This is a genomic window from Ruminococcus sp. 8Y-12, from assembly GCF_058119865.1.
Window position 1 is genome coordinate 406,026 of sequence record NZ_CM176623.1, and the last position, 15,942, is coordinate 421,967.

Genomic DNA, 15,942 nt, shown 5'->3' on the forward strand with positions numbered 1-15,942 from the left:
TAATATAGCAAAAAGAGGACAGGCACCAGTTTCCCCGGAGAAACCAGATGTCTGTCCCTGTATTTTTTCATCAAGCTCTATTTTTGGCACTGCTCTGTTCAAACTGGCTGTTGTACAGCTGAGCGTAAAATCCATTTTTCTTTAGGAGGCTCTCATGATCTCCCTGTTCAATGATGTGTCCGTCCCTCATCACTAAGATCACATCCGCCTCCCTGATGGTGGAAAGCCGGTGAGCTACAATAAAGCTGGTCCTTCCCCTCATCATGCGTGCAAACGCCTTCTGGATGCGTATCTCCGTCCTGGTGTCTATGGAGGAGGTTGCCTCATCCAGGATCAGCATAGGCGGCAGGCAGAGCATGACTCTGGCAATACACAACAGCTGTTTCTGCCCCTGTGACAGATTGCCCCCTGCCTCACTGATGAGCGTGTCATAGCCCTGGGGCAGTCTTTCAATAAAGCTGTGGGCATGGGCCGCCTTTGCCGCCTCCTCGATCTCCTGCCTGGTGGCGTCCGGCTTTCCGTAGGCGATATTTTCCGCAATGGTGCCTGTCTTCAGCCAGGTCTCCTGGAGCACCATCCCATAATTGGCGCGCAGGCTGTCCCTGGTGATTCTCCTCACCGGGCAGCCACTGACCAGGATCTCGCCGCTGTCCACATCATAAAACCGCATCAGCAGATTGATGATGGTTGTCTTCCCGCAGCCCGTGGGTCCCACAATAGCCACCCTCTGTCCGGGCTTTACCTTCAGATTCAGATCCCGAATCAGGGAAACCTCCGGGTCGTAGGAGAATGCCACATTGTAAAGCTCTACGCTCCCGTCTGTCTTCTCCTGCGTAAGCACTATGGCATCCGGTGCATCGGGGACCTGTGGCTCCTGGTCAATCAGGTCAAATACCCTTCCCGCGGACACCACAGCGTTCTGAAACTCCGTGGCCACGCCCGAAATCTCATTGAACGGTTTCGTATACTGGTTCGCATAGCTGATGAAACAGGAGAGCTGTCCCACCGTGATTTTTCCCATAATAGCCATCACAGCGCCTATGATCGCCACGCCTGTGGTTACCAGATTGTTGACAAACCTTGTAGCGGGGTTGGTGATGGATGAGAAGAAGGTGGCTCTTAAACTGCAGTCCCGCAGCTGCTCATTGATTTCCCCAAAGCGCTCCTGTGCCTCTTTTTCGTAGGAGAATGCTTTCACAATCTTTTGGCTGCCAACCATCTCCTCCACAAGCCCGGTCATCTCTGCCCTGGCTTCCGACTGTGCCCGGAACATGGTGAAGGTTCGCTTTGCAATAAAGCTGGCTACGAAAAAAGACATGGGTGTCATCACCACCACAAAGATCGTGATGGTCACATTGATGCTGAGCATAAATCCCAAGGTGGCCACTATGGTAACAATCCCGGTAAAGAGCTGTGAAAATCCCAGCAGCAGCCCGTCTGAAAACTGGTCCACATCTGTGATTACCTTGCTGATGATCTCCCCATACTGGTTGCTGTCAATGTACTTAAGAGGCAGCTCCTCCAGATGGTTAAATGCCTGGGTGCGAATGTCTTTGACCACACGGTAGGTAATCCGGTTGTTGCTAAGATTCATCAGCCACTGGGCCACAGCGGTAGCCGCCACCACCAGGGCAAACCGCACCAAAATGGGCACCAGCCCTGCAAAGTCTACCTTCCCCTTCCCAAGTATCAGGTCAATCCCCTGTCCGGTCAGCACAGGGGCGTAGAGTGTCAGGATCACGCTCACCACCGCAAACACCAGTGAAAGAATCAGCATAGGCAGATAGGGGCGGATCAGGCCCATGATTCTTATATAGATATTCTTATTCTTTCCTATTCCCTTCATCTGTGCAGCTCCTTTTCTGAAAGCTGTGACATGCAAATTTCTCGGTATACCTCACACGTTTTTAGCAGCTCCTCATGGGTTCCCAGACCCGCCTGTATGCCATCGTCCAACACCAGGATGCGATCCGCATTTCTGATGGAGGCTGCCCTCTGGGATACAATAAACACCGTCATTTCCTCTGTTCGCTCCGCGATAGCCCTGCGCAGCTTTGCGTCTGTGGCAAAATCAAGGGCAGAGGCACTGTCGTCCAGAATCAAAATCTCCGGTCTTCCCACAAGGGCTCTGGCTATGGTCAGCCGCTGCCGCTGCCCCCCGGAGAAATTCTTTCCTCCCTGCATAATCAGGGTGTCCAGACCCTCTGGTTTTGAATCTACAAATTCCCTGGCCTGGGCTATCTCCAATGCCTCATAGATCTCCTGTTCCGTGGCATCCTTTTTTCTCCAAAGCATGTTTTCACGGATGGTTCCGGCAAAGAGCACGGCATTCTGAGGTACAATCCCCACCTTTTTGCGCAGCTGTTCAAAGGGATATTCCCTTACATTAACTCCATCCACCCTTACGCTTCCGGCCGCTGCATCATAAAATCTGGGAATCAGGTTTACCACCGTTGACTTGCCTGAACCGGTGCCTCCGATAATCCCCATGGTTTCGCCCCGTTTAACGGAAAAACAGATATCGGACAGGGCATTTTTCCCTCCATTATAAGCAAAATCCACATGGCAGAACTCCACCCCGGCAGAGTCCCTTTGTCCCTCCACCATTGTCTTGCTCTCTTCCATCCCAGGCTTTAGGGCAAACACATCATTGATGCGCAGGGCGGAGGCGGAGGCTTTTGTAAAGGAGACAATCAGATTTGCAAGCGCTATCAGAGCCAGCAGAATCTGTGACATGTAGTTAATCAGGGCAATCAGCTCCCCCTGCGTGATCCCTCCCTCATACACAGTATGGCCGCCCAGCCAGAGCACTGCCAGAATGGCTCCGTTTATAACCACATAAGTGGCAGGATTTAGGAGGGCGGAGATCTTTCCCACCCGCAGCTGGGTCTGCATCAGCTGTGTGCTCTCCTGATCAAAGTCCTCCATCTCATCGCTCTGTCTGGAAAATGCCCGTACCACACGCACACCGGAGAGGCTCTCCCGGGTAAGGCGAAGCACAGAGTCCAGCTTGTTCTGCACCCTTTTGTAAATCGGAATCGTAGCCATCATAATCCCATATATAATCAGCGAGAGAAGCGGTACCAGCACTACGAAAATCCACGCCAGCTTTACATTCACTGTAAAGGCCAGAATGACTGCTCCCACCACAATAAAGGGGGAACGCAGAAACAGGCGCAGCACCAGGTTGACCCCCGCCTGGGCCTGATTGATATCACTGGTAATCCTGGTCACCAGGGTAGCTGTACCCATCACGTCCAGCTCTGTGTAGGAAAGGCTGTTGATGTGGCCAAACATATCCTTTCTAAGGGCTGTGCCAAACCCGGTAGCCGCCTTGGCCGCAAAGTACTGGGCAGTCAGGGAGCATGCCAGCCCCAGGACGCCAAAGGCCACCATCACCGCGCACATTTTCATGATATAGGCAATATCCTTGTCCCGGATTCCCACATCCACGATCCGCGCCATGACCAGGGGAACCAGCAGCTCAAAGCAGGCTTCCAGCAGCTTAAACAGGGGGCCTATGATGCTCTCCTTCCGATATCCATCCAGATATTTGATCAGTTTCCGCATTTGTTATCTCTCTCTTTCATTCTTCTTGGCTTTTCTCATCTCCTTAATCTGTCCGATAAGGCAGACCGGATTTTTACATTATACTATCTATTTTAGAGACTGTACAGGCTTATGTCATGGAAATATGGCCTCTTGTCAATCTGCAGGCAGGCTTTGGCCGATGCTCCCGTGAATAAAGCAGCTCCCTTCCGGGGCCGCAAGTTTAACGCCCACTTGCCTTCCCGGCAGGGAGCCTGCCGATTATTTTGCAAAAACCCTATTGTGCTCTTGCCGGTTCCATCTCTTTATGCATGGGGAATATTCGTGAATTCTGAAATTTCCCTGTTTATGGTACACAGATCCTCCACATTCAGATCATGCAGATTGGTATGTCCAGTGATTCGCGCAAAGGTTTTCAGCTCTTCTAAAGTACACTTCAGGAAATTTCCCACCCTGGACGCCGCCGCATCCTTCTGGAATCTGGCCCGGAGCGTCTCATCCTGGGTAGCCACGCCCACCGGACATCTGCCGGTACCGCAGATCCGGTACTGCTGACAGGCTGCCGCGATCAGTCCTGCTGAGGCCATGGCAACCGCATCCGCTCCCATGGCAATGGCCTTCGCCGCATCGGAGGATACCCGAAGCCCTCCTGTGATCACCAGGCTGATATCTGCTCCTGCCTCATCCAGGTACTTTCTGGCCCGGTACAGCGCATAGATGGTGGGTACACTGGTGGAATCCCTCACAAGCTTGGGGCTGGCGCCTGTGGCGCCCCCTCTTCCGTCAATGGTGATAAAGTCCGGTTTGGCATACACGCAGTACTCCAGGTCCCTCTCAATCCTCCCAGCCGCGATCTTGATCCCAATGGGACGGCCCTCAGAGGCTATGCGCAGCTGATCCACAAGTTCCTTCAGGTCCTCCCTGCTGTTGATATCCGCGAACTTGGAGGGACTGATCACATCCTTACCCAGGGGTTTGTTTCGTATCTTAGCAATCTCCGGGGTTACCTTATCCCCCGGCAGATGGCCCCCCATACCGGGCTTAGTGCCCTGCCCCACCTTTATCTCTATGGCATCGGCATTTCTCAGATTCTCCGGTGTCACACTGTAAAGGTTGGGGACGTACTCAAAGATGTACTTCTCTGCCGCTGCCATCTCCTCCGGTAGAATGCCGCCCTCCCCGCTGCACATGGCACTGCCAGCCATGGCCGTTCCCCTGGCAAGGGCTACCTTTGTCTCCTTGGACAGCGCTCCAAAGGACATATGGGAGATGTAAACCGGATTTTGCAGAACCAAGGGCTTTTTGGCATGTCTTCCGATTACCGTGGTGGTATCCACCTGCGCGTGCTCATCTAAAGGAGGCGGGTTTAGCTGTGCTCCCAAAATCAAGATGTCATCCCAGCCCGGCATGGGCATTCTGGTTCCCATTGCCTCAATAATCGGCCTTCCTGTGACAGCCATCTGGTGAATCTCCCTCATATACCGGCAGGACTCATCCTCTCTGGCATAGGCCGGATCATACTCCAGAGAATCTCCCTTCCTCTCCCTGGAATCTGCCTCCACGTCCGCCGGCTTCCCGCTTTCCTCTACTTTCCGGAAAACAGAGGCCGGATGACCACAAACCGGACATTTCTCCAGCTTCTTAAAGGAAGCCCCCTCCTTTTCCTCGTCATACGTATACCCGCATACACTGCATTTGTACTCAGCCATATGTTCACCTCATCTGATCGAATCAGGCGTTTCCCGAACGCCAATTGCTTTGCTGATATAAATATAACATATTTTGAATATAATTTTGAATTTTTTTTATTTTTTTATTGACAAATGTTTTTTCATTTGGTATCATATCAAACGTACCGCAAAGAGCGATACAAAATGCGCGAGTGGCTCAGTTGGTGGAGCGCGACCTTGCCAAGGTCGAGGCCGCGGGTTCGAGTCCCGTCTCGCGCTTTTTTTATACCCCGAAATCCGCAGTGTTTATGCGGGGTTGCGGGGTTTTTGATTTTCTTGCGGCAACGTCCGCAAATCAGAGTGATTATATCTCTTAGCAATAGTAATTTATCTGGCCAAAGAAACTATACCACTTATTAATTACATCTTGATTTCTCGCTTCAATTATTTCCATTATATTTTTTAATGTTTTTGACGCTATTTTCGTATTATTATTGCATAATAAACATTTACCTGCCTTAGTTATCCAAATCTTTGTTGTATCTTCAGAAGGTATGCCTATTGCAACATGCACATGAACAGGTTCAAGTGGTTCTCCCTCATTTGCCAAAAATAAACAACATAAGAACCAATCTTAAAAATTTGAGGCATTTTCAAAACCTCCGTCTTTTGCAAATCGTATTATTAAATGTGCTGTTGACTCTAAAATCTCCTGATACTTTTCAATATCCTTATTAGAAAAACCTACTACTTCTTCCCATGTATATCCTGGCAAATAACAAGTAGCCGAATAAAAGACGCCTTCTATCGGTTTTTCAATATATACTTTTACTTTTTCATTTTCCAGCAATTCAGAGTGTACAATCTCCGTATTGTCTTCTAGTTGCATAAATGGATACATCATAATTTTCACTCCAATCCTGTTCTTTACTGCGCTTCATTTATACTATTTTCATTAGCAAATATCAATGTTATCACGTCTATCTATATTTTACCACGCATTTTACTTTTTATCTATAAAAAAACTTTTCTAAACACGTATCAATAAATTGTGGTTGTTATCGTTGATGCGGCGGCTGTATTCGCCTTGCAGGCCTTTGCCTTGATCAGTTCATGCGCCGTTCCTTTTCCTTCCCGGAGTTCCTGGACGGTTTTTTTTACATAGGCCATGTTGGTTTCTGAAAAAAGGATCAGTGGCCTGTGTGATTTCAAATGGAATTCGTTTTTCGCGTAAAACTGCTTTCACAAATAGATTGATGGCTGTGGAGGTATTTAGGCCGACATTGGTGCAAAAGGCGTCAAAGCTGGAAGTCCCAGCTTAAACTGCAGAGAAACCTGTCCTCTCAACACTTAAGCACATAAGCCTCAAAATATTTACTCCCAGGGGGTTGTAAAAATTGGTCAATGAACTAAAATGATATTAACCAAACGAGTCAACAGCTGAGGTGAGGACATGTATGAAAAATTTCTGGAGCTGCCCGCTGACAAACAGCAATGCATTATCAACGCAGCCATGGAGATCTTCTCCAAAAACGATTACAAGCGCGCGGTGACGGACGACATTGCCGCAAAAGCCGGAATTTCCAAGGGCTCTCTTTTTTACTATTTTTACAATAAGAAATCCCTCTATCTATATCTATACCAATACACTACCGAGAAGATGGCAGGGCAGATCGTGGATGAGACCTACTGGAACATCACTGATTTCTTTGAGCTGCTGGGATACTGTGCCCGCAAGAAAGCGGAGATTTTGGTGAAGAACCCCTATATTTTGGACTTTGCCATGCGCTCCTTTTATCCCGACAGCGAGGCCCTGTCTCAGGATCTCAACACCTACAACCAGGATTTTTTGGACGGAATAATGGGCACTTATCTGAAAAATGTGGATTTTTCCAAGTTCCGGGAGGGGACGGACCCCCTCTACATTTTCCGCATGCTGATCTGGATGTCGGACGGCTATCTGCACGAAAAGCGTACCCGAAACCTGCCCATCCTGCTGGAGGACCTGATGGATGAGTTTAACAAGTGGATGAACCTGCTTCGTCCCCTTTTGTATAAGGAGGAGTACTTATGAATCACGCGATTGAGCTTAGCCATATCACAAAGGATTATGGTAACAACCGAGGCGTCTTTGATGTCAGCTTTACTGTAAAAACCGGGGAGGTGTTCGGCTTTCTGGGGCCAAATGGAGCCGGGAAAACCACTACCATCCGCCAGCTGCTGGGATTTATCCGTCCGGAAAGCGGGCAGGCACTGATACAGGGAATGGACTGTTTTTCCGATGCCCCCAGGATTCAGAACCTGCTGGGATATTTGCCCGGTGAGATTGCCTTTATGGATGATATGAAGGGACTGGAGTTTATCCGTTTTGCGGCAGGTATGAGGGGACTCAAAAGCCTGGACCGCGCGCGAAAGCTGATGGAGCGCTTTGAACTGGACCCCTCGGGCAAGATTAAAAAGATGTCTAAGGGTATGAAACAGAAAATCGGCATTGTATGTGCCTTTATGGCTGATCCCCAAATCCTGGTGCTGGATGAACCCACCAGCGGCCTGGACCCTCTTATGCAGAACCGGTTTGTAGATCTGATTTTGGAGGAAAAGACAAGGGGCAAGACAATCCTCATGTCCTCCCACATCTTTGAGGAGGTGGAGCGTACCTGCGACCGGACGGCCATCATCCGTCAGGGCCGTATTGTGGATATTGCGGATATGGAAAAGCTGGGCAAAAACAGAAAGCGCATTTTTGAGGTTTCCTTCTCAGACCCACAGGATGCCCTGGCATTTTCCCGGGAGTTTCCGGACTGTACCGTAAAACGGAATCAGGTATGTGTGAATGTATCCTCCGATATGGATGGATTTGTCAAGCTACTGAGCCGTTACACAGTCAAAGATCTGAAGATGCGCACTCAGACACTGGAAGAACTTTTCATGCACTTTTACGGAGGTGAAGACCATGCCAAATAAGACACTTTTTTTAAGGGAACTAAAGGCTAATTACAAGCTGCTTCTCATCTTTGCCGCAGTACTCACTCTGTATCCCGTTGTAATCATCACCATGTTCGACCCAAAGCTGGGTGACAGCCTCAATCTGATGATGGAGAGCATGCCAGATCTGTTTGCCGCCTTTAATATGCAGAATCCCGGCACCACGTTGCTGGATTTTCTCATTAACTATCTGTATGGATTTTTGCTGTTGATCTTTCCCATGATCTTTTTCATTATATTAGCTAACAAGCTGGTAGCCCGGTATGTGGACCGGGGATCTATGGTTTATTTGATCGCTTCCCCCCACAGGCGCAGCCGGATTGTTTTCACCCAGGGCGTATTTTTGGCAGCAGCCTCCCTTGTGCTGGCCGCTTATGTGACTGTCCTGTGCATCCTGGTCTGTCAGGCCGCGTTTCCCGGTGAGCTGGATATCTCGGGATTTGTGATGGTGAATCTGGGGCTGTGGGGACTGCACCTGTTTCTGGCAGGGCTGTGCTTTTGCTTCTCCTGCCTGTTCAACGACACCAGGATCTCCACAGGGCTGGGCGCGGGGTGCTGTATCGCTTTTGTACTGATTCAGATGCTCTCACAAGTGGGTGACAAGCTGGATTTTCTGAAATACGCCACTCCTCTGACTCTCTTTGATCCAAACAGGCTGGCACAGTCAGAGCCTGAGGCCTGGATGTACACCGGAATCCTTTACGCAGCAGGAATCCTGTTTTTTGGGATCGGGATCGGCGCTTTTGCAAAGCGAGACTTGACCCTTTAGGCAAATTGCACAAAAATGTCATTTTTGACCAGGTCATTTTTGAAAAATGACCTGGTCAAAATGGTTATAAAATGGTTGCGCTATAATATTGTCAAGATTATGTAAAAAAGTTTTTTTTTAGGGAAAATTATAGTATAATGAGTGAGAGTTAGTTTTCCATTAATTTTTTCGTAGAAAGGAATTGAACATGCGTAGAACAAAAATCATCTGTACACTAGGACCATCCACTGACAAAGATGGTATTATGGAGGCCCTGGTCCAGGAAGGCATGAATGTAGCCAGATTTAATTTTTCCCACGGCTCCCATGAGGAACAAAGAGGGCGCCTTCGCAAGCTGGAGGAGCTGCGGTCCCAGTACCGGAAACCCATCGCTGCTCTTTTGGACACGAAGGGACCTGAAATCCGGATCGGATGTTTTACAAATGAGGGCATTGAGCTGCAAAAAGGCCAGCTGTTCACGCTCACTGTTGACGAGATAGACGGAACGGAGGAGAAGGTTTCTATTACCTACAAGGACCTCTATAAGGATGTGAAACCGGGAGACTCCATCCTGATTGACGACGGCCTCATTGAGATGGAGGTCAGGGAGATACGCAAAAAGGATATTGTATGCCTTGTCAAAAACGGCGGCCGCGTATCCAACCGCAAGGGAATCAATGTGCCCGGTGTGGAGCTGAATATGCCTTTTGTCAGCCAAAAGGATTATGACGATATCCTATTTGGCATTAAAGAAGACTTTGACTTTATCGCCGCTTCCTTTACCCGAACTGCGGATGATGTCCGGGAAATCCGCAAGATTTTAAGTGATAACGGGGGAGACCACATCCACATTATTGCAAAGATTGAAAATCAGCAGGGTGTGGATCACATTGATGAAATCATCGAAACAGCGGACGGCATCATGATTGCCCGGGGAGATATGGGCGTGGAGATTCCTCTGGAGGAGGTTCCGGTTATTCAGAAGGAAATCATCCGCAAGGTATACAATGCCGGAAAGCAGGTTATCACAGCCACACAGATGCTGGATTCTATGATGAAGAATCCCCGCCCCACCCGTGCGGAGACCACGGATGTGGCAAATGCCATCTACCAGGGGACAAGCGCAATCATGCTGTCCGGGGAGACTGCTGCCGGTCTGTACCCCATTGAGTCCTTAAAGACCATGGTGCGCATTGCTAAGAGAGTGGAGCGGGATATTGACTACAGCCAGATCTTCCGCACAAGCAAGCGCACGGACCAGCCGGATATGACCACCGCTATCTCCCATGCAGCCTGTATGACCGCCATTGACCTGGGAGCCAAGGCCATCATCACAGTCAGCAAGTCAGGGGCAACCGCAAGGATGATCTCCAAGTATCGTCCCGGATGCCAGATCGTGGGCTGCACTACCACCCCGCATACCTGCCGCCAGTTGAATATGTCCTGGGGAATCGCACCCATCCTGATCAAGGAGGAGTACAGCTCTGAGATCCTCTTCCTGCACGCCATCGAAGCCGCACAGCGGGAGGAGCTTGTAAATGACGGGGATATTGTCACCCTGACAGCGGGTGTACCCCTGGGTAAGCCCGGAAAGACGAATATCATCCGTGCATGCATCGTAGGAGAATTTTAGATTTACCTGTGAAATAAAAAAGAATCCTGCGCGCAGGATTCTCCGCCTGCGGCGGGGCTGCCCCGGCTGCCATCTTCCACTCCGCCGCAGTGCGATCCCGCCCGGAGGGCTTTTTATACCATAGGGAATTCCGAAGGACTTTCCTATGGTATAAGAAAAGACGGACAGCGCATTTTTACCGCGCTGTCCGTCCTATTTTTACCTATTCGGATTTTTCTGATATCCTTCGATCCTTTCCTGCATCCGCAGTTTGCTCAGAAATACACCTACAATCCGGGCACATCTGGCAAGGGTAAGCACCTGACTTTTATCCCAATACCTATTTTCACCGCATTCGTCAAATCCGATAAACCCTTTCAGAAGCCTTCCGTCTGAGATACTGCACTGAAGGACTGCCTTGATTCCCTGATTCCCCAAAATTTCCCGCTGAGAGGAGGGCAGCTGATTGATGTCTGTGCAGTAAAAGATTCCTCTTTCGTCAAAATTCCCCATATAATTGTCATAGCCGTCACTGGGCAAATTCTGCAGTTGATTGATCTCAGGTACAATTCCCTCATTGCACCACTCAAAGGTATTGCTAAAATACTTTTGGTCAGAGCTAAACTCGAAAATATAAACACGGCTGACACTGAACTGCCGGCCCATGATCTCCATCAGCAGCTGAAGCGCTGCCTCTAAATCCCCGGCATCGTACAGCAGATCAAACGCGCTGTTGATGAGATTATTCTCAAGCCCGCCAGGAGCCCTTTCACTGTCAATGGCGGTGTGCAGCGTACTCATCCCGCCTACATGCCCTGCATACTCCTGGGCGCTCTCAAATACCGCCTTATTTTTCCCCCACTCTTTTGCCCGGTAGAGAGCGGTATCCGCCTTCTGAAACAGGGCCTTAAAGTCAATAGCGTCTTCGGGAAATATCGCCCCGCCCACACTGCAGGTGAATGGGAAATTTTCCCTAAGCTCTGAGGACAGCTTCTCCGTAATCTGAAGAATCTCCTCCGCCTTTTCCCTTGCATCCTCCACTTTTCGGATTCCATTTAAAAAGACGATGAACTCGTCACCGCCATATCGGCTGACAATATCACTTGATCGAAAGATCTTTTTAAGTCTCTGTGCAAAATTGGCAAGTACCGCATCTCCATAGAGATGTCCCTTGGTGTCATTCACAGTCTTGAAATTATCCAGATCGATGATCAGCAGTGCGTGAAGCCCCTGCATCTTATCTTCCATGATATATTCAATCAGACGCCTGGCGGCTCCCCTGTTATACAGCCCTGTCAGCTCATCCCGCTCCGCCTTCATCATCAGCTTTTCCGTACGCCTCTTATCCCTGTCTATATCCCGCAGCAGCCCGATATATTTGATGGGATGCCCCTTCTCGTCGTATTGCAGGGTGATGCGAAGCTGGTACCACTTGTAATCATCCTCCACGGTCTTCATACGCAAATCCACATCAGGCAGCCTGCGTTTCCCGGGAGTTTTACTGCCCTTCAGCAAGTCCAGCAAACGCTGCAGATCATTCGGATGGGCCGGAATCTCCCCAAGAGCGCCTGGAAGGCTGCCGAAAACCTCCTTCCATTTTCCGGAAATGGAAAGGCCCGAACCCTGAAAAGGCCACTCAAAGATGATGTCATTTGTCTGCTCCATAATAATCCTGTGGCGCTCCAGGCTCAGCATCAGCTCCCGCTCTGTCTCAATCTGCTCTGTTATGTCAATCACAATACAGTAAAATCCTACCTCACCATTCTCTAAGGTGACCCTCTGTCCTTTGTCGTACAGCCAGATTACCTTACCATCTCTGCACCGGACCCGGTACTCGATCAGTTTGGTGTTGCCTAACTTCATCTGTTCTTCCACATCCTGCAGCGTTCTCTTTAGATCTTCCTCAAGAATCAGCTTCTTCAGGCTGTTATGGCACTCTTCTCTAAGCTGCTGCTGTGTATAACCAATCATAGACAAAAAGCCCTCACTCATAAACTGCAGAGTCAAAGCCTCGTCCATCGTACAGCTGAACAACCCACCCGGTATGGAATTTATAATAAGTTGTAAATCTCTCCCCTGAGAGTTTTCTTCAAGTATCATCTCATTCTCCGTCTCTGAAGTATCCGGTATTGTAAAGATCTCCTATACTTATATTATAAATCAGAGTAGGACAATTGCATAGCCCAAAAAAGTTTTATTTCATCTGAGAAATCAGGCAGTCTCCAAACACAGAAGACCAGTCCTGTGCAAAATCATCCACCGCCTTTTGAATCATTGCATTTTCAAAGGCTCCCTGGACAATATCAAGCCCCATGGTGGCAGTCTGCGCACCTGCCAGAAAAGCTTTGTTTACCTGCCCCATATTCTTAAAGCTGGCAGCCAGGATCTTTGTGGCATAGCCGTAAGTCTTTATCATCTGTGCAAAGGAAGCGATCACCTCCTGTGGATCAATACCGCTGTTCTCCATGCGGTTATAATAAGGCGCGATGTAATCCGCACCCGCTTCCATGGCCAGAAAGCCCTGCATCTGTGTGTAGATGGCAGTTGCCGTCACATGTACTCCCCTGGCCTTCAGCGCACGTATTACCTGGAGTCCGGGCAAAGTGACAGGCACCTTGATATACACCTGATCATCCACTTTTTCAAGAATTGCCTCCGCGTCCGCCATCATAGAGTCAAAATCCTGTCCGGTTACCTGGATGTGCAGGGTCTTCTCCATGCCAATCAGCTTACGGATCTTTTTCATGTGAGAGAAGAAATCAATCTTCCCTTCCTTTTTTACAATACTTGGATTTGAGGTTACCCCTGTGATGGGAATAAACCTTCCATAAGTTTCAATCTGCTCCAAATTTGCGGTATCAAATAAATACTCCATTTTCAATTCTCCTTCATTTTATGATGTCAGAGTCAAAAGATATTTTGACCCCTGATATGCACAGGCAGCTCAGACTGCCCTAACATCCAACCCCGCTTGCTCCAAAAATGCTCTGACTTCTCCCGGAATCCCGGTATCTGTGATGACTCCGGAGACCTGCTCTGTTTTCAGAAAAGAGACTGTGCCGGACCTAGTGAATTTTTCTGATTCTGTAAGGACAATGGTATGCCTTGCAGACTGTGCCATGGCCTTCACTGTATCGGAACGCACCAGATTGTCACCAGTAAATCCATTTTCAAATGAATATCCGTCGGTTCCCACAAACAGCTTATCCACCTGAAACTGCTGCGCACACAGCTTTGTCAGAGGTCCCACCATTGCCTGGACCTGGGGCTGATAATCGCCTCCCAACACAACCACGCGCACACTGCTCCCCTTCACATAGGAGGCCATAAACGCGGAATTGGTGACCAGTGTCACTTCCTTTTTACTCTGGGCCAGCTGCTCCGCCAGAAGCATACAGCAGGAACCGGACTCAATCATCACCGTCTCCCTGTCCTGCACCAGCCGGGCTGCGGCTGCGGCAATCCGCTGCTTTTGCTCATAGTGAAACGCCATGCGGTAATTGATATCTCCCTCATCACGAAGCAGGGCATATCCCCTCTCTCTTGCCAAAATCCCTTTTTGCTCCAGGTAGTCCAGATCCTTGCGCACCGTCACCCTGGAAGTTTCCAGCAGAACGGCCAGCTCCGATACCTCAATCTTTCCCCTCTGACTCACCAGCTCAATTAGTTTGGTGTGTCGCTCCTTCAACATTATTCTCTATCCCTCTTTTCCAGTTTTGTCTATTAGTATAACCGAGACTTTCCTTCAAGTCAATAATTACTTTCGTACGAAACTAAACCATTTACATTTGCAACATATTTTGTTATAATTGAGTTCAGAAACCCGTAACGGATCTGTAAAGGAGAAAAATCCATGAAAGAATATCTGATCGCCCACGACCTGGGCACATCCGGGGATAAGGCTTCCCTGTTCTCCACGGAGGGTGAACTGGTCTGCAGCTATACAGTCCCCTATGATGTACACTATTTTCATAAAAACTGCGCGGAACAGAACCCAGAAGACTGGTGGCAGGCTGTGTGCACTGCCACTGCCAAAATCACAGAGGGGATTGACCCCTCCCGCGTGCTTGCCCTTTCCTTTTCCGCGCAGATGCAGTGCTGCCTTCCCGTTGACAAGGAAGGAAGACCCCTGCATCCCGCTATGATCTGGGCGGATCAGAGGGCAGGCCAGCAGGCCTCCCAGCTCTCCCGGCGCTTGGGGGCGGACCGTATGTACGCCATTACCGGCCACCGGGTCAGCGCCTCCTACAGCCTGGAAAAGCTCATGTGGCTGAAGGATAATAAGCCAGAGGTATACCGTGCCACCTGCAAGATGCTTCAGGCCAAGGATTTCATTATCTACCGGCTCACAGGCCGCTTTCTCACTGACTACTCCGACGCCTCTGGCACCAATGCTCTGGATCTGAAAAACCTGTGCTGGTCCCGGGAAATCCTGGACGCCTCCGGTGTCAGCCCGGATAAGCTGCCCGAGCTCTTCCCCTCCACGCACATTGCAGGAAACCTCACGGCCGAGGCCGGCAGCGCTCTGGGCCTGACGCCCTCCACCAAGGTGGTCTGCGGCGGGGGAGACGGCCCCTGCTCCGCTCTGGGCGCTGGCTGTATCCATCCCGGGGAGCTCTTCCTCACCTTTGGCACCTCCGCCTGGATCGGGGGAACTACACGGGAAGTATTTACAGATGAGGAGCAGGCTCTTTTTTGTTTTGCCCACATTATCCCCGGCTGTTACATGCCCTGCGGAACCATGCAGTCCGCGGGAAGCACCTACTCCTATATGAAGGAGACCTTCTTTCAGGATGTCGCTGCCCAGGCTGCCAGGAGCGGTCAGAGTGCTTACTCCCTTTTAAACCAGCTTATTGCCAATTCCCCTGCAGGCGCAAAGGGTCTGATCTACCTGCCCTATATGCTGGGCGAGCGGTCCCCCAGGTGGAACCCACACGCCTTCGGCACCTTCCTTGGCATCAGACCGGAACACAACCGGAATGACTATCTGCGGGCCGCTCTGGAGGGAGTAGCCATGAACCTGGAGCTCATTCTAAAGGCTTACCGCAGGTCCATGACTGCCGACCATCTGGTTCTGACCGGGGGCGGCGCAAAGGGGGACATTGTGGCTTCCATACTGGCGGATGTGCTCAAGGCCTCCCTAAGCCGCCCGGACCATGTGGAGGAGGCCACCTCCATTGCAGCTGCAGTGACTGCCGGAGTGGGTATCGGCCTCTACGAGGACTTCTCCCAGGTATCCCGCTTTCTGAAAATAAAAGACACGACTGCACCTTCCTTAGAAAATGCTGCCGTGTACGACAAATTAAAGCCTGTATTCGACCAAGCCTACGATGCACTGGTCCCTGTATTTGACAATCTGTTTCATATCTAAAAGAAAC

14 protein-coding genes and 1 tRNA gene are annotated in these 15,942 nt (G+C 49.9%); 6 read left to right on the forward strand and 9 right to left on the reverse strand.

What is annotated here, in order from left to right; all coding sequences use genetic code 11:
* Nucleotides 1-70: 70 nt before the first annotated feature.
* The 3 genes from AC0THY_RS01525 to AC0THY_RS01535 form a co-directional block, all read right to left on the reverse strand.
* Nucleotides 71-1,846 (reverse strand): ABC transporter ATP-binding protein, encoded by a 1,776-nt coding sequence (locus tag AC0THY_RS01525; RefSeq protein WP_489992713.1) that lies wholly within the window; start codon nt 1,844-1,846, stop codon nt 71-73.
* On the reverse strand, nt 1,843-3,570 hold the full coding sequence (locus AC0THY_RS01530; RefSeq protein WP_489992714.1) for an ABC transporter ATP-binding protein: 1,728 nt from the start codon (nt 3,568-3,570) through the stop codon (nt 1,843-1,845). Before AC0THY_RS01530 ends, AC0THY_RS01525 begins: the two co-directional genes overlap by 4 nt.
* A 284-nt stretch (nt 3,571-3,854) precedes the next feature.
* Nucleotides 3,855-5,258: a glutamate synthase-related protein gene (locus tag AC0THY_RS01535; RefSeq protein ID WP_489992715.1), complete on the reverse strand. Its 1,404-nt coding sequence runs from the start codon at nt 5,256-5,258 to the stop codon at nt 3,855-3,857.
* 167 nt (nt 5,259-5,425) lie between these two features.
* On the opposite strand from AC0THY_RS01535, the gene AC0THY_RS01540 reads away from it, so the two are divergent.
* Nucleotides 5,426-5,498: transfer RNA gene (locus AC0THY_RS01540), tRNA-Gly, on the forward strand.
* 94 nt (nt 5,499-5,592) lie between these two features.
* On the opposite strand, the gene AC0THY_RS01545 is transcribed toward AC0THY_RS01540, so the two are convergent.
* The 3 genes from AC0THY_RS01545 to AC0THY_RS01555 form a co-directional block, all read right to left on the reverse strand.
* Complete coding sequence (locus tag AC0THY_RS01545) at nt 5,593-5,829, reverse strand: DUF4160 domain-containing protein (RefSeq protein WP_489992716.1); 237 nt, start codon at nt 5,827-5,829, stop codon at nt 5,593-5,595.
* A gap of 24 nt (nt 5,830-5,853) precedes the next feature.
* Nucleotides 5,854-6,123: a hypothetical protein gene (locus tag AC0THY_RS01550; protein ID WP_489992717.1), complete on the reverse strand. Its 270-nt coding sequence runs from the start codon at nt 6,121-6,123 to the stop codon at nt 5,854-5,856.
* Nucleotides 6,124-6,330: 207 nt separating this feature from the next.
* Nucleotides 6,331-6,477, reverse strand: coding sequence for a hypothetical protein (locus tag AC0THY_RS01555; RefSeq protein WP_489994128.1), 147 nt, complete (start codon nt 6,475-6,477; stop codon nt 6,331-6,333).
* Nucleotides 6,478-6,672: 195 nt separating this feature from the next.
* Here AC0THY_RS01555 and AC0THY_RS01560 point away from each other — a divergent pair, with 195 nt between their 5' ends.
* The 4 genes from AC0THY_RS01560 (at nt 6,673) to pyk (ending at nt 10,585) form a co-directional block, all read left to right on the forward strand.
* On the forward strand, nt 6,673-7,293 hold the full coding sequence (locus AC0THY_RS01560) for a TetR/AcrR family transcriptional regulator (RefSeq protein ID WP_489992718.1): 621 nt from the start codon (nt 6,673-6,675) through the stop codon (nt 7,291-7,293).
* Nucleotides 7,290-8,183 carry an ABC transporter ATP-binding protein gene (locus AC0THY_RS01565; RefSeq protein WP_489992719.1) on the forward strand — a complete coding sequence of 298 codons (894 nt, stop codon included), beginning with the start codon at nt 7,290-7,292 and terminating at the stop codon, nt 8,181-8,183. The genes AC0THY_RS01560 and AC0THY_RS01565 overlap by 4 nt, the downstream gene beginning before the upstream one ends.
* Nucleotides 8,173-8,973 (forward strand): ABC transporter permease subunit, encoded by an 801-nt coding sequence (locus AC0THY_RS01570; protein WP_489992720.1) that lies wholly within the window; start codon nt 8,173-8,175, stop codon nt 8,971-8,973. The genes AC0THY_RS01565 and AC0THY_RS01570 overlap by 11 nt, the downstream gene beginning before the upstream one ends.
* Nucleotides 8,974-9,160: 187 nt before the next feature.
* Nucleotides 9,161-10,585: a pyruvate kinase gene (pyk, locus tag AC0THY_RS01575; RefSeq protein ID WP_489992721.1), complete on the forward strand. Its 1,425-nt coding sequence runs from the start codon at nt 9,161-9,163 to the stop codon at nt 10,583-10,585.
* 198 nt (nt 10,586-10,783) lie between these two features.
* Here the strand turns inward: pyk and AC0THY_RS01580 are convergent, their stop codons facing one another.
* The 3 genes from AC0THY_RS01580 to AC0THY_RS01590 form a co-directional block, all read right to left on the reverse strand.
* A complete protein-coding gene (locus AC0THY_RS01580) occupies nt 10,784-12,664 on the reverse strand; it encodes a diguanylate cyclase (protein ID WP_489992722.1) in 1,881 nt (626 codons plus the stop codon).
* A 94-nt stretch (nt 12,665-12,758) separates the two neighbouring features.
* Nucleotides 12,759-13,439: a fructose-6-phosphate aldolase gene (locus tag AC0THY_RS01585; RefSeq protein WP_489992723.1), complete on the reverse strand. Its 681-nt coding sequence runs from the start codon at nt 13,437-13,439 to the stop codon at nt 12,759-12,761.
* A 69-nt stretch (nt 13,440-13,508) separates the two neighbouring features.
* On the reverse strand, nt 13,509-14,255 hold the full coding sequence (locus AC0THY_RS01590) for a DeoR/GlpR family DNA-binding transcription regulator (protein ID WP_489992724.1): 747 nt from the start codon (nt 14,253-14,255) through the stop codon (nt 13,509-13,511).
* A gap of 162 nt (nt 14,256-14,417) precedes the next feature.
* Between AC0THY_RS01590 and AC0THY_RS01595 the strand changes: the two genes are divergently transcribed.
* Nucleotides 14,418-15,935: a xylulokinase gene (locus tag AC0THY_RS01595; protein WP_489992725.1), complete on the forward strand. Its 1,518-nt coding sequence runs from the start codon at nt 14,418-14,420 to the stop codon at nt 15,933-15,935.
* Nucleotides 15,936-15,942 lie beyond the last annotated feature (7 nt).